The 14,298-nt window shown below is 68.2% G+C and carries 13 protein-coding genes; 6 read left to right on the forward strand and 7 right to left on the reverse strand.

Translation table 11 applies throughout. The features are described 5' to 3' along the window. Positions 1-141: 141 nt before the first annotated feature. Positions 142-1,686 (forward strand): MFS transporter, encoded by a 1,545-nt coding sequence (locus ABEU20_RS07275; protein ID WP_420163720.1) that lies wholly within the window; start codon positions 142-144, stop codon positions 1,684-1,686. Between the two features lie 32 nt (positions 1,687-1,718). Here ABEU20_RS07275 and ABEU20_RS07280 read toward each other — a convergent pair whose 3' ends face one another. Further along, positions 1,719-4,004: a transglycosylase domain-containing protein gene (locus ABEU20_RS07280; RefSeq protein WP_420163721.1), complete on the reverse strand. Its 2,286-nt coding sequence runs from the start codon at positions 4,002-4,004 to the stop codon at positions 1,719-1,721. 299 nt (positions 4,005-4,303) lie between these two features. Between ABEU20_RS07280 and ABEU20_RS07285 the strand changes: the two genes are divergently transcribed. Next, positions 4,304-4,870: an RNA polymerase sigma factor gene (locus ABEU20_RS07285; RefSeq protein WP_420163722.1), complete on the forward strand. Its 567-nt coding sequence runs from the start codon at positions 4,304-4,306 to the stop codon at positions 4,868-4,870. Beyond that, a complete protein-coding gene (locus ABEU20_RS07290) occupies positions 4,867-5,619 on the forward strand; it encodes a hypothetical protein (RefSeq protein WP_420163723.1) in 753 nt (250 codons plus the stop codon). Before ABEU20_RS07285 ends, ABEU20_RS07290 begins: the two co-directional genes overlap by 4 nt. A 99-nt stretch (positions 5,620-5,718) precedes the next feature. On the opposite strand, the gene ABEU20_RS07295 is transcribed toward ABEU20_RS07290, so the two are convergent. From ABEU20_RS07295 to ABEU20_RS07320, 6 genes are all read right to left on the reverse strand, one after another. Beyond that, a complete protein-coding gene (locus ABEU20_RS07295) occupies positions 5,719-5,916 on the reverse strand; it encodes a hypothetical protein (protein WP_420163724.1) in 198 nt (65 codons plus the stop codon). Between the two features lies 1 nt (position 5,917). Next, complete coding sequence (locus ABEU20_RS07300) at positions 5,918-6,733, reverse strand: carbohydrate ABC transporter permease (RefSeq protein WP_420163923.1); 816 nt, start codon at positions 6,731-6,733, stop codon at positions 5,918-5,920. A gap of 146 nt (positions 6,734-6,879) precedes the next feature. Beyond that, positions 6,880-7,971 carry a carbohydrate ABC transporter permease gene (locus ABEU20_RS07305; protein WP_420163725.1) on the reverse strand — a complete coding sequence of 364 codons (1,092 nt, stop codon included), beginning with the start codon at positions 7,969-7,971 and terminating at the stop codon, positions 6,880-6,882. A gap of 33 nt (positions 7,972-8,004) precedes the next feature. Beyond that, the gene (locus tag ABEU20_RS07310; RefSeq protein WP_420163726.1) at positions 8,005-9,288 is read right to left on the reverse strand and encodes an ABC transporter substrate-binding protein; all 1,284 of its coding nucleotides are present in this window, start codon (positions 9,286-9,288) and stop codon (positions 8,005-8,007) included. 146 nt (positions 9,289-9,434) lie between these two features. Further along, positions 9,435-10,517 carry an ABC transporter ATP-binding protein gene (locus ABEU20_RS07315; RefSeq protein WP_420163727.1) on the reverse strand — a complete coding sequence of 361 codons (1,083 nt, stop codon included), beginning with the start codon at positions 10,515-10,517 and terminating at the stop codon, positions 9,435-9,437. 101 nt (positions 10,518-10,618) lie between these two features. After that, complete coding sequence (locus tag ABEU20_RS07320; RefSeq protein ID WP_420163728.1) at positions 10,619-11,101, reverse strand: nitroreductase family deazaflavin-dependent oxidoreductase; 483 nt, start codon at positions 11,099-11,101, stop codon at positions 10,619-10,621. 80 nt (positions 11,102-11,181) lie between these two features. Here ABEU20_RS07320 and ABEU20_RS07325 point away from each other — a divergent pair, with 80 nt between their 5' ends. The 3 genes from ABEU20_RS07325 to ABEU20_RS07335 all read left to right on the forward strand — a co-directional run bounded on the left by ABEU20_RS07325 (position 11,182) and on the right by ABEU20_RS07335 (position 14,296). Further along, positions 11,182-11,508 carry a hypothetical protein gene (locus tag ABEU20_RS07325; protein ID WP_420163729.1) on the forward strand — a complete coding sequence of 109 codons (327 nt, stop codon included), beginning with the start codon at positions 11,182-11,184 and terminating at the stop codon, positions 11,506-11,508. 181 nt (positions 11,509-11,689) lie between these two features. Continuing rightward, positions 11,690-12,484 (forward strand): LLM class F420-dependent oxidoreductase, encoded by a 795-nt coding sequence (locus tag ABEU20_RS07330; protein WP_420163730.1) that lies wholly within the window; start codon positions 11,690-11,692, stop codon positions 12,482-12,484. Positions 12,485-12,496: 12 nt separating this feature from the next. After that, positions 12,497-14,296 carry an ABC transporter substrate-binding protein/permease gene (locus ABEU20_RS07335; RefSeq protein WP_420163731.1) on the forward strand — a complete coding sequence of 600 codons (1,800 nt, stop codon included), beginning with the start codon at positions 12,497-12,499 and terminating at the stop codon, positions 14,294-14,296. Positions 14,297-14,298 lie beyond the last annotated feature (2 nt).

A 14,298-nucleotide genomic window follows, 5' to 3' on the forward strand; every position in this document is an offset into this window, starting at 1 on the left:
GATCAGTGTGATGTGAGAGCGCCGTCGGCAGACCGAAGGTGCCAAACGGCGGGAACCTGCGCACCCGCCGTCTCCGGAAACCTCACAGGGACCGAAAACCTCTGGTCCCGTTGTTTATTGGTGTCTGAAAGGATTCCACGGATGGTCACCACCCCGACCGGCGGCCCCGCGCCGTCGCCCACCGACCCGTCGGGTCGGAACGCCGAGGAAGGCTGGAGCCCCCGCCTCGCCCTCTCACTGCTGTCGATCGTGCTTCTGCTCGAGCTTCTCGCGGTCAGCTACATGATGATCTCGACGGCCCTGCCGGCGATCTCGATGCACTACCAGACCACGCAGGGCGCGTGGCTGCTCACCGCATTCCTGCTGGTCGGCGCGATGGCGGCGCCGCTCATCGGCAAGCTCGCCGACATGTACGGCAAGCGCAAGATGCTGCTGGCCTGCGTCGGGATCTCGCTCGTCGGTTCGTTCCTCTCGGCCATCGCGACGTCGTACGCGATGATGATCGCCGGCCGCTGCCTGGCCGGCCTGATGGTGCCGACCCTGTTCCTGAGCTACTCGCTCATCCGGGACGTGTTCCCGCAGAAGACCGTTGCACTGGCCGTCAGTATCGCCACCAGCGGCATGGGCCTGATCGCGATCGCCGCGCCGTTCCTGACGGGGTGGCTGCTCGACGACTACGGCTTCCGCGCCATCTTCTGGTTCTTCGTCATCTGCCTGGCCGTGCTCGGCGGTTTGATCCAGCTCACGACGCCCGAGTCGAACGTGCGCCTGCGCTCGCGGATCGACCTCGTCGGCGCGGTCCTGCTCGGCGGCGGCATCGCGGGCATCCTCATCTCGGTCAGCTTCGGCCCCTCGTGGGGCTGGACCGACGGCGGCACCCTCGCGTACCTCATCGGCGGCATCGTGCTGCTGATCGGCTGGGTGGTGTCCGCGCGCATGATCAAGGAACCGCTCATCGACCTCGACGTGCTCGGCAAGCGTCCCGTGCTACTCACCACGATCAGCGCCGGCGTGGTCTACGGGTCGTCGGGCCTGTTCACCATCCTGCTTCCGATGATGGTCATGACCCCGGCCCTGTTCGGCCTGGGCTACGGCTTCGGCGTCGATGCCGAGGGCTTCGCCCTGTACCAGGTGCCGATCGGTGGCGCGGTGGTCCTCGGTGGTCTGCTCGTCGGCATCCTGGTCGGCCGCAACATGCGTCCCCGGCCGCTGCTGGTGACCGGCCTGCTGCTCAACGCCGTTGCGTTCGCGCTGATCGCACAGACGCACGACACCAAGGGCATCGTCATGATCATCTGTGCCGTCTTCGGTTTCGGTATGGGCATGGGCTACGCCTCCATCCCGAACCTGCTGATCGAGGCCGTGCCGCCGCAGCTGCAGGCCAGCTCCGCCTCGATGGTCGGCGTGTCCCAGTCGATCTTCCCGGCGATCCTGCCGGTGGTCGCGTTCGCGGTGATGAACAACTCGCACATCGTCCAGTTCCCGCCGGAGATCCAGGCGACGCTGCAGGGCGCCGTCTTCTACGACAACGCCGGCTTCCAGGTGGCCTTCTGGATCGGCGCGGTGTTCGCACTGATCGGAGCCGTCGTCGCCTTCCTCCTGCCGCGCAACATCGCCCAGGTCGAGGTTCCGGCCTCGATGACGGGCCGGACCACGGACGGCGACGAGCTGGTCGCCGCGGGCTGACGACTACGAATCGGCTACGCGCCGAGGAGAAGTCAGCCCGGTAGGGGAATGGTGACCCCCGGGAGGATCTGAATCCCCGGCGCCGGTGCGGGGGCCGGTGCCGGGGGTGGGGGAGGGGGAGCAGGCGCCTGCGGAACTGGAGCAGGCGCCTGCTGCTGTTGTTGGGGCGCAGGAGCATTCCACTGTTGCTGGGGTGCGCTCTGCTGCTGCGGGACCGGCGCCTGCTGCACCGGGTCCTGCGGATAGGTTTGCACGGGAGGCGTCCAGGCGGGCGCCTCCTGTTGCTGCGTCTGTGCCGACCGCTGCCGGGTCGGTGCGGACTCCGAGTACTGCTGCTCGGTGGTGGCGGATCCGCCGGTCGTGGCGGGGGCGCGGCTCTGCTGACCGCCCGACTGCGGCTGCTGCGCCGCCTGGAACTGCTCGTTGGACGTGCCGTTCAAAGCACCGTCCATCGTCTCCTTCCAGATGTCCGACGGCAGACCGGCCCCGTATACCGCTCCACCCCAGCTCGTTTCGATGGCCTTACCGTCCGCGGTGCCCACCCACACCGCGGTGGACAGCGACGGTGTGAACCCGACCATCCAGGCGTCCTTGTTCTCGCCGGTGTCGCCCAGCTGCGTCGTGCCGGTCTTGGCGGCCGATATCCTGCCGCCCGCGAGGCCGTGATTGCGCGAGTACCCCGCGATCGGCACCATCGCCTGCGTCACGGTGTCCGCGATCGCCGGATCCAACCGCTGCTCACCGTCGTTCGGCGCCCGGTCCAACAGCACCCGCCCGTCCGCGTCGACGACCTTCTGCACCAGATACGGCTCGTGGAACTTGCCGGCGGCAGCCAGCGTCGCGTAGGCCGACGCCATGTCGATGGGCCGGGTCTGATACTGCCCCAGCACGATTCCGGTTTCCGGGGGACCGCCGGCCTGGGTGAGCGTCTCGTGGTCCAGGCCCGGGATCTGCTTCGGGATACCCGCCTGGTGTGCGGCGTCGGCGATCTTCTGAGCGCCGTCCTCCATCGACAGCGTCAGCCGGTAGTAGCTGGTGTTGAGCGAACGCTTGAGGGCCTCGGCGAGGCTGCACGTCCCGCACGTCTCGCCCTCGACGTTCTTGACGGTGAGGTCGCCCACGGTCAGCGGAGCGCTGCTGTACTGGGCGCTGAGCGGGATCTTGTCCTGCAGCGCCGCGATGGCCGCGAACACCTTGAACGACGACCCGGTCTGCAGCGGCGCCTGCGCGAAGTCGTACCCGGTGCCGTCCGCGCCGCCGTAGTAGGCGCGGATCGCTCCCGACCGCGGATCGATCGACACCACCGACGCCCGCAACTGGTCCGGCTGCTTGTCGAGGGTGCGGTCCACGGCGTCGACGGCCGCCTGCTGGGCCTTCGCGTCGATCGTCGTGGTGATCTGCAGCCCGCCGGTGTTGAGATCCTGCTCGCTGATCCCCGCCGCCTCGAGCTCACCGGCCACTCGGGTCCGGATCAGGCCCTCGGGCCCGGGCGCGACGTCGTCGGGATCGGGGGGAGCGACCGGCAGCACTTCCGGGAACTCGGTGGCCGCGCGCTCGGTGGCGGCGAGAACACCCATCCCCACCATGCCGTCGAGCACGTAGTTCCACCGCGCTCGCAGCCCGTCGTGGTTGTTCGTCGGATCGAGCAGTGACGGACTCTGGATAACCGACGCCAGCACCGCGCCCTCCGCGAGCGTCAACTCCTCGACCGGCTTGCCGAAGTACGCGCGCGCGCCCTGTGCGATCCCGTACGCGTTGCGGCCGAAGTAGATGGTGTTGAGGTAGGCGCCGAGGATCTCGTCCTTGGACCACTGTCGGGCCATCTTCGCCGACACCACCAGTTCGCGGGCCTTGCGGACCACATTGCGATCGGTGCCGACCAGCGCGTTCTTCACGTACTGCTGCGTGATCGTGGACCCGCCGCCGGCGCTCTCCCGGCCCAGGACGTTGTCCCGGCCGGCTCGCAGGAAACCCGAGATCGAGTACCCGGGATTGGAGTAGAAGTCCCGGTCCTCCGCGGACAGGACCGCGTTGCGCACGGATCCGGGCACCGCATCGAGCGGCACCTCCGTCCGGTTGCCCTCCGGCGGCACCACCTTCGCGACGACGCTGGTGCCGTCGGAAGCGAGGATCGTCGCCACCTGCGCCGGACGCATCTCCGACGGGCTCGGCACGTCCGCCAGCACATACGCGACGCCCAGCAGGATCAGCGGGACGATCACGACAACGGCGGCGATTCTCAGCACCGTCCTGCGACGGGATCGCGGCGCACGCCGCCGCTCGGGTTTCTCGGGTGTCGGGCTGCTCGTGGAACTCACGCGCACTACTTCCGGTCCGAAATCGGCGATCCGGCCGTGTCCCCCAACCGGGGTCGGTCGGATCCGGTCGTCTTCCGATGGTCGCACCTCGAGGTCACGAGAACATGTGATTGCGCGAGGTGCGAGGACGGACCCGGCATACCCGACGCTCCCGTCCCTCCGCCGCCCCTCCGCGTTTTGCGCACTTATCGCGAGAAATGGGGCCCGAAAAGCGCGATAAGTGCGCAGAACGCGGGGAGGGCGGAAGGAGGTCGTGGCGATCTCCGTAAGAAATACCGACTGCCCGGACACTTCTTCGTATGGGAGAGGAACAGCCGGGACCACCGGCATCGGGGGACAGCGAGCGGTTCACGACGCTGTGGGACGCGTACGCGGGGCGGGTCTTCGCCTATGCCAGCCGACACGTCGACCACCACGACGCGCAGGAGGTGGTGTCGGAGACGTTCCTGGTGGCGTGGCGACGGCTGTCCGAGGTGCCGGAGCCGGCGCTGCCCTGGCTACTGGTGGTCGCGCGCAACACCCTGTCGAATCGTCGCCGCACCGATCGGCGCCGCGACGCCTTGACGGAGAAGGTGGGCCGTCTCGAGCAACTCACCACATCCGCGCCCGGCGCCGACATCACCGTTGCCGATCGCGCCGAGGTGCTCGCCGCCTTAGCGGCCCTCACCGAGACGGAACGCGAGGCGCTGCTGCTCACCGTGTGGGACGGCCTGGGCGCCTCCGAAGCGGCCCGGGTCGTCGGCTGCTCCGTCCCGGCCATGCACGTCCGACTGTTCCGCGCCCGACGACGCCTGCGCGCCGGAGCAACCGAATCCGTCGAACCGGCCCCGCTTCGGGTCGTCCCCGCACCGAGGAGCATCCGATGACGAAGAACCTGCTGCGGACTCTCGAAAGGATGCGGCCCGACGACGACGCGCTGTGGCCCGCCGATCAGCGAGCCGCCGTGTGCGCGCGTGTCATGGCAGATGTCTCCGCGCCGCCTGCGCCACGGCGCCGCTCCCGGCGGGTGGCCTCCGTCGTCACCGTCGCGGCGCTGGTCGTTGCCGGCGGAGTCGGGGCAGCGGCCGCGTCCGGAGTGATGCCGAAGGCGTTCACCGACACGTTCTACTACTGGCGGGACCGGGCACCGGGTGAAACACCGGTAGATCCGGCCGTTGCCAAGCGGATCGGCTCCATTCCCGGGCCGGACGGCACCGTCTTCACCGTCCTCGTCGCGCACGGCACCGACGGCGAGCGCTGCGTTGCTCCGGTCTTCGAGACAGCTGCCAGCGCTGCGATGCCCGGCCCGTCCGAGTTCAGCGGCACGATCGACCGGTGCCGACGGAAAACCGACACAGCCGCCTTCGGTGAAGGAGCCGGCACATGGATTGTCGGAGCAATAGGCGCCGGTGCCGACACCGATGAGCGGCTGAACGCGCACTACTTCGACGCGGCTGCAGGCGCGGCGGTGCGCGCCGACCTCCGTACGAGCACCGGTCAGGTGCTTCCCACCGTGTTCGCGGAGGGCAGCTTTTTCGGCTGGTACCCGATCCCTTCGCTCGGCAGTTCGACGCTCACCGGATATGCCGCGGACGGTTCGATCGTCGGCAGCATCGAGATCGGATCGGGTTTCTAGGCCGTCAGACTTCGCGTTTTGCGCACTTGTCGCGAGTCCGGAGCCCGATTCCTCGCGATAAGTGCGCGAAACGCGGGGAGGGGCGGAAGAAGGGGTCGGTCAGGTGCGCCGATGCAGGACGACGACGCCGCCCAGCAGCACGACGCACGCCAGGAGCACCAGGGACGCCGTCACCGACGGCTCACCGCGCACGATCGGGACGACGGCGGCGAGAAACGCGATGAACGTGAAGAAACCGAGGATGCCGATCAGCATCTCGAGGGGCTGACGGCCCCGCGGCGGCCTACCGGGCGGCATGTCAGCTCTTCACGCCGCCCGCGGTGAGGCCCGAGACGATGCGGCGCTGGAAGAGCAGCACCATGATCACCAACGGGATCGTGACGATCGTGCCGGCCGCCATGATCGCCGCGTACGGCTGCTCCCACGAGTTGGCGCCGGCGAAACGGGCGATCGCGACGGTGACCGGTTCGGTCTTCTCGGTCGACAGCAGGCTGGCGAGCATGAATTCGTTCCACGTCGCGATGAACGCGAGGATCGCGGTGGTGAACAGCGCGGGCGCGGCCAGCGGCAGGATCACCAGTCGGAAGGCCTGGAAACGCGAGGCACCGTCGATCCGGGCGGCCTCCTCGAGCTCCCACGGCAGATCCGACAGGAACGATGTGAGCGTGTAGATCGTCAGCGGCAGCACGAACGAGATGTTCGGGATGATCAGCGCCTGGTACTGCCCGATCCAGCCGAAGTCGCCGAACAGCTGGAACAGCGGCGTCATGAGCGCGACCGTCGGGAACATCGACGCGCCCAGGATGATGCCCGTGACGATGTACTTGCCGCGGAACTCGATCCGGGCCAGCGCGTACGACGCGAACACACCCAGCAGCAGGCCGACGGCCGTGGTGACCACGCCGATGACGAGGCTGTTGACGATCGCACCGAGGAAGTCGTTGCCCTTGTCGGTCGACAGCGCGGCACGGAAGTTGTCGAGCGTGAGGTACGTGGGCCACGGCGTGGTGTCGAAGGTGTGATCGACGCGCCGGAACGCGGTGACGACCATCCAGTAGAACGGCGCCAGACCCCAGATGAGGATGATCGCGACACCGAGGTAGGTGCGGGCCATCTTGCCGCGGTCGGTGCGGCGACGCGGGGTGGTGCCGGCTTCCGGCTCCGGCGGGGGAGCGACGGCCGTGGCCGTCGCCGTCGGCACCGACGACGTGGGCGTCGTCGCGTGGTCGTCGAGTTCCTCGGGCTTGCGGTGACGGCCCATCAGCGATCAGCTCCCTTCCGCTGCTCGTCCTGGGTGCGCACGGCGTTGGCGCCGAGGAACTTCACCATCACGAACGCGACGGCGAAGATCAGAAGGAAGATCAATGTCGACAGCGCCGACGCGCTCTGGAAGTTGCCCTGCCGGATGTCGGCCATCACCAGGATCGACAACGTCGTGTTCGGCGTCGCGCCGGAGGTGCCGGACAGGATGGCGGGCAGGTCGTACATGCGCAGCACGTCGAGGGTGCGGAAAAGTACCGCGACCATGAGGGCCGGCTTGACCAGCGGCAACGTGATCCGGGTGAACCGCTGCCACGCGCTGGCGCCGTCGACCTTGGCCGCCTCGTAGACGTCCTGCGGGATCATCTGCAGGCCCGCGAGGATCAGCAGCGCCATGAACGGCGTCGTCTTCCACACGTCGGCGATGATGACCGCGAACCGCGACGCCCACGGGTCGGTGGTCCACGCGATCGAGGTGCCGAGCATCTTGTTGGCGATGCCGTTCTCGGCGAAGATGAAGAACCACAGCTTCGCGGTGACCGCGGTGGGAATGGCCCACGGGATCAGCACGCTCGCGCGGAGCAGGGACCGACCCCAGAAGGTCTTGCCCATGACCGTCGCCATCCACAGACCGAGGAGCACCTCGATCGCGACCGTGACGACGGCGAAGAAGATCGTGACGCCCGCAGCGGACCAGAAATCGTGCGCCAGGGTGCCGGGCGGACACGTTCCCGCGCCGCCGCCGCAGTCCTGCACCAGCCACTGCAGGTAGTGCTTGAAACCGGCGAACCCGCCCTCGGTGAAGCGGCCGGTATCGGGATCGATGCCCTTGTTCGCCTGGAATGACAGGTAGACGGCGCGCAGCACCGGATACACGATGACGACGGCCAGGATCACCATTGTCGGGGCGATCAGCCAGATCGGGCGGAAGTCGCGCTTCTTGCGCGGAGCGACCGCCGGTGGTTCGTCGTCGTGACCCGTGCGCGCCGTCCCGGGCCCGGGCCCGGAAGCGCGACCGCCGTGGTCGGGATCGTCGATCCCGACCACGGCGCGGGCCTCGTCTGCTCGCCTCAGCTCAGCAGAGTCAGCCATCGTGCGTTACCTGATCTCTCGTGTGTGCGGTGACTACTTGGCCGCGTTGTTGATCGCTGCGGTCATGTCGGTCGCCGCCTGGTCGACGGTCACCTTGCCGTTGAGGGCCGCGGTCGCGTTGTCCTGGATGGCCTTCGAGATCGCGGTGTAGTACGGCGTGACCGGACGCGGCTTGGCCGACTCGAGGGCCGCCTTCAGTGCCGGCAGGTACGGGTACTTCGCCTGCAGGGCCGCGTCGTCGTACACCGACTTCAGGACCGGCGGGAACGCGGCGTCAGCGAACGACATCTGGTTCTCGTCATTCTGGACGAACGCGATGAAGTCACGCGCGGTCGCCTTGTTCTTCGAGAAGACGTTGATGCCGTTGTTGTAGCCACCGACGGTGGATGCACCGGCGCCGTTCGGGCCGACGATCGGGGCGACGGCGACGTTGCCCTTCACCTTCGAGCCGTCCTTCTGGGTGTTGTCCCACATGTACGGCCAGTTGTAGGCGTACATCGACTCGCCACCGACGAACGCGAGGTTGGTCTCCTCCTCGGTGAAGCCCGTCGAACGCTTGGCGATCTGGCCGGCCTGGTAGGCGTCGACCATGGCCTGCATGCCGGCCTTGGACTGCGGGGAGTCCACCTCGGGGGTGCTGCCGTCGGTGCCGACGACCGAGCCGCCCCACGAGTTGATGAACTGCGTGGTGTTGGCGGTCAGACCCTCGTACTGCTTGAGCTGCGTGACCATGCAGTCCTGAACGCCCTTGTCCTTGGCGATCTGGCAGCTGTCGGTGAGCGCCTTCCAGTCCGCGGGAGCCGTCGGCGTCAGGTCGGTGCGGTAGTACAGCAGCTGCGCGTTGGTGTTCTGCGGGGCCGCGTACAGCGTGCCGCGGTAGGTCGCGGACTCGACGGTCGCGGGCAGCAGCGGCGCCGTGTCGATCGCGAGGCCGCCCTCGAGCGGCTGCAGCCAGCCGTTCGCGGCGAAGCCGGCGGTCCACACGACGTCGAGAGCCATGACGTCGTAGTCGGCGTTGCCGGCCTGCAGCGACTGCTCCAGCTTGTTGCGCTGGTCGTCGGCCTCGCCCGGCAGCTCCTTGAGGGACACCTTCTCGTCCGGGTGAGCCGCGTTCCACTTGTCGATCACCGGCTGCAGCTTGTCGGTGTCGTTCTTGCCCATCGCGAACGAGATCGCACCGCGGCCGTCGAGATTCTGCTTGACGGCATCATCAGCACTGGCGCTGCCGCTGTCGTCGCTCGAGCACCCGGCGAGTGCCAGCATCGCGACCGCCGAGGCCGCGATTGCAACCCGCGAGCGCGTGTTGAAAGAACGCATGGTCCACCTTTCCGATAGACGTCTCCGGGCCGACGAACGAACACTGCGGACGTGAACTTCGACCGGACCGAGGCATATGTCGCCGCCTACTCTGGCACGAAATACGGTTGGTTTCGGGAATTACCCCCGGACTGGATCGGTCAGGGTCACCCGATCCGACGACCGTCGGTCACCGAGAACAAATGCACCTCGGACGGGTCGACGTGCAGGTTCACTCGCTCACCACGCCGCGGAGGGTTGCGCCAGTCGGTCCGCGCGACCATCTGGTGTTCGCCCGAGCCGTCCACACCGGTGCGTCCGTAGACGTACGCGTCGGAACCGAGTTCCTCGACGACGTCGACGTCCAGCGAGATACCTGTCGTGCCGGGGGCCGGCTCGAGGTGCTCGGGCCGGATGCCGAGCACGACCCGGCCCTCGGGAATCTCGGCGATGGTTTCACGGGAAACCGGGATCACGGCGTCGCCGAGCGCGACACCGCCGTCGGTGACCGGCAGCGTCAGCATGTTCATCGACGGCGAGCCCATGAAACCGGCGACGAACTGGTTGACCGGACGGGCGTAGAGCTCGCGCGGCGGCGCGCACTGCTGCAGGACACCGTCCTTGAGCACCGCGACCCGGTCGCCCATCGTCATGGCCTCGACCTGGTCGTGCGTGACGTAGACGGTGGTGGTGCCCAGCCGTCGCTGCAGCTGCGCGATCTGGGTGCGGGTCTGCACGCGCAGCTTCGCGTCGAGGTTCGACAGCGGCTCGTCCATCAGGAACACCTGCGGGCTGCGGACGATCGCGCGGCCCATCGCGACGCGCTGGCGCTGACCACCGGAGAGCGCCTTGGGCTTGCGGTCGAGGTACGGCTCGAGGTCGAGCATCTTCGCCGCCTCCTGCACGCGGCGCTTGATCTCGTCCTTGGGCGTCTTGGCGAGCTTGAGCGCGAAGCCCATGTTCTCCGCCACCGACATGTGCGGGTACAGCGCGTAGTTCTGGAAGACCATCGCGATGTCTCGTTCCTTGGGCTCCTGGCCGGTGACGTCGCGGTCACCGATGAGGATGCGGCCGTCGTACACCTCCTCGAGGCCCGCGAGCATGCGCAGCGACGTGGATTTGCCGCAGCCCGACGGGCCGACGAGCACAAGGAACTCGCCGTCCTCGATGTGCAGGTCCAGCTTGTCGACCGCGGGGGTCGTCGCGCCCGGGAACAGGCACGTGGTCTTGTCGAACGTCACCGAAGCCATGGTGGAACGATCCCTTCACCGGCAGGAACGTGCCGGACGATCCGAGTCAGGGTGCACGGGTGTGCGGGCCACAGCATAGGCGTCCGAAGTGCCCGGAACCATCAAGCGCGCACGGGTCGCAGCCGGACGAAGTGGATGTGACGGCCCGCCTCGCGGAAGTCGTCCAGGCTGCCGTCGACCTCGAAGCCCATGGTCTTGCACAGGCGGACGCCGATCCTCGGGTGCACGCTGCCGTAGTACGCCATGAGGTCGCCGCCCTCCTCGGCGCCGAGGAAGTCGGCCTCCACCTCGTAACCGCGCCGGCCGACCTGCACCCGCGCCCGGGGGTGCGCCGCGAGGTTGCGGTACCAGTCCGACGCCGTCCCGTAGCCCGCCGCGACGACCCAACTGTCGGAGGCGTCGTCGTGATCGACCACCTCGAGCACCACCTGGCGGGTCTTGCCGCTGCGGCGTCCGACGTGTTCGAGGAGCAGGAACCGGTGCCCGAGCAGGCCGCCGAGGTGCCACCGGTACAGCGTGATGGGCGCGCGGAGGAACCGGCGCTTGACGCCGGTCGGCGGGCTGGGGCGCTGCGTGTTCCGCATGTGTTCAGTGTGCTCCACGCACTCCGCCCTCGCGCCCGATCGCGATTGACTCGAACACCAGTTCGAACTATGCTCGGGTCATGAAACCGGGGGAACTGAACAATGCGGGCGTCGCGGCCACCGTGCCGCCGACCGGCGCGGGGATCGCTCTCCCCGAAACCTCGTTGCTGCAGTCGGCGGTCGAGATGTCCAGGGAGATCGAACGCCTCGAAGTGTTGCTGGTTGCGGCGGTCGCCGAAATCGACAGGCGCGGCATCTCGTTCGACACCCTCGGATTCCGCGGCGTCGAGCAGTGGCTCGCCGCGAACACCCTGATGGAGATGGAAGTGTCGGACGCCGCACGCGTCCTCGCGTCGGGGCGCATGCTCGGCCGGCAACCCGAGGCCGCCGATTCGGGACGCCTGTAGGAGCTTCGGGCTCGGGCCGGAAAGTGTTGCCGGACGCCGCTTCCGGCCCGACCACGCACGAACCAGATCGACGTCATCGCCGCATTCGGCCCGGCACTCGCGGCCTTGCGGCGTTCAACATCGTGCAGTGCCACGACCCTGGGTCTACCGTGAGATGCAGTCTCGCCGCGAAGGAGTTCCCATGACCCGTCCCGTGCGTATCGGCATCCAGCTGCAGCCTCAGCACGCCCCCGATTACGGCATGATCCGCGACGCCGTGTTGCGCGCCGAGGACGCCGGCGCCGACGTCGTCTTCAACTGGGATCACTTCTATCCCCTGTACGGCGATCAGGAGGGCGCGCACTTCGAGTGCTGGACCATGCTCGGGGCGTGGGCCGAACAGACCGAGCGGGTCGAGATCGGCGCGCTGGTGAGCTGCGCCGGTTACCGTAATCCGGACCTGCTGGCCGACATGGCCCGCACCGTCGACCACATCAGCGGCGGACGCCTGATCCTCGGCATCGGCGCCGGCTGGTTCGAGAAGGACTACGACGCCTACGGCTACGAGTTCGGCACCCCGGGTTCCCGGATCAAACTGCTGGGAGAGTACCTGCCGCGCATCACCGCTCGGCTCGACAAGCTCAATCCGGCACCGACGCGGGACATTCCACTCATGATCGGCGGCAGCGGTGAGAAGAAGACGCTGCGGCTGGTCGCCGAGTACGCCGACATCTGGCACGGGTTCGGCGACCGGGACGAATTCGTCCGCAAGTCGGCAATCCTCGGCGAACACTGCGGCGACGTGCAGCGTGATCCGCACGAGATCGAACGGTCGACGTGGTGGCACGGGGTCGACGAGGCCGCGGCCTACGTCGACGCCGGGGTCACGCTCTTCACGGTCAACGCGAGCGGCCCGGACTACGACCTCACCGCCCTGCGTGAGGCCGTCGCCTGGCGTGACGAGCACACCCCGCCGCAGCTGTCCGGCCTCGCGTAGCCCGAGAGTCCGATGACCGCCGCCGCCACCTCCCGCCCCCGGGCCGTGGCGGTGCTGCTCGCAGTACTGCTGCCCCTTCTCGCGCTCGTCGCCTGCTCGTCGGGCACCGAGTCGACGGCCGACCTGTGCGCCCCGCCCGGTGTGGACAGTGCCACCGCGCTGCCGAGCAACCTGGACTCCGCAACCGCATCCGCCGCGGAGGACAAGTACACGACACCGAACACGCTGCCGCTCGCCGACATCGACGCGTCGAAGTTGAACCTGGCCAAACCCGGGACGCTGACGGTCGGCACGCTGTCCGACGCACCGCCCAGCATCTGCGTCAACTCGCAGAACGTCTTCACCGGATTCGACAACGAACTGCTGCGGGCGGTCGCGGCGAAGCTGGGTCTGCAGGTCGAATTCGTCGGAACGGACTTCGCGGGACTGCTCGCGCAGGTGGCGGGACACCGGTTCGACGTCGGCTCGTCGTCGATCACCACCACCGACGCCCGACGCGACCTCGTCGGCTTCACCAACGGCTACGACTTCGGCTACTTCGCCCTCGTGGTGCCGAACGGGAGTGCGATCAAGGGTTTCCCGGACCTGACGTCGTCGGTCCGCATCGGTGTCGTGCAGGGCACCGTGCAGGACGACTACGTCGTGAACACCCTGGGCCTCGACCCGGTGAAGTTCCCCGACTACAACACCGCGTACGCGAACCTGAAGACCGGCCAGATCGACGCGTGGGTGGCGCCGTCGCAGCAGGCGCAGGGCGCGATCGCCCCGGGTGATCCGGCGTCGATCGTGCAGAACACGTTCAGCCTCAACAACTATGTCGGCTGGGCGGTGGCCAAGGACCGCCAGCCGCTGATCGACGCACTGAACTCGGGTCTCGACGCCGTGATCGCCGACGGCACCTGGTCGCGGCTGTACTCGGACTGGGTACCGCGGGAACTACCCGCGGGCTGGAAACCGGGCAGCAAGGCCGCGCCCGAACCGCAGCTGCCGGACTTCGCGGCCATCGCGGAGCAGAACGCGGCGACGGCGGAACCGTCCACCGCGCAGCCCAAGTCGACGCTGCAACAGCTGGGCGAGACGTTCTTCGACTGGGAGCTGTACAAGCGGGCGTTCCCGGATCTGCTGCGCACCGGTCTCCCGAACACCCTGATCCTCGCGCTGTCGTCGGGCATCGTCGGCACCGTGATCGGCATGCTGCTGGCGGTGGCCGGCATCTCCCGCACCCGTTGGCTGCGCTGGCCCGCCCGGGTCTACACCGACATCTTCCGCGGCCTGCCCGCGGTGGTGATCATCCTGCTCGTCGGCCTGGGTGTGGGCCCGGTGGTCAAGGGGATCACCGGCAGCAACCCGTACTGGCTGGGCGCCGCGGCGCTGTCCCTGCTCGCGGCGGCCTACATCGGCGAGATCTTCCGCTCCGGCATCCAGAGCGTCGAACCGGGACAGATGGAAGCGGCCCGCGCGTTGGGCTTCTCGTATCGCCGATCGATGGCGCTCGTGGTGATCCCGCAGGGCGTGCGCCGGGTGTTGCCGGCGCTGATGAACCAGTTCATCTCGCTCATCAAGGACTCGTCACTGATCTACTTCCTGGGCCTGCTGGTGACGCAGCGGGAGCTGTTCGCCGTCGGCCGGGACCTCAACGCACAGACCGGCAACCTGTCGCCGCTCGTCGCGGCCGGACTCTTCTACCTGGCGCTGACCATCCCGCTCACCCACCTGGTGAACTACATCGACCGGCGGCTGCGCACCGGTCGGGCCGACACATCCGGCACGCTCGACGATCTCGAGCAGTCCATCGTCGTGGAAAGGGGCTGACG

The organism is Rhodococcus parequi (genome assembly GCF_046042785.1).
Taxonomy (GTDB): domain Bacteria; phylum Actinomycetota; class Actinomycetes; order Mycobacteriales; family Mycobacteriaceae; genus Prescottella; species Prescottella parequi.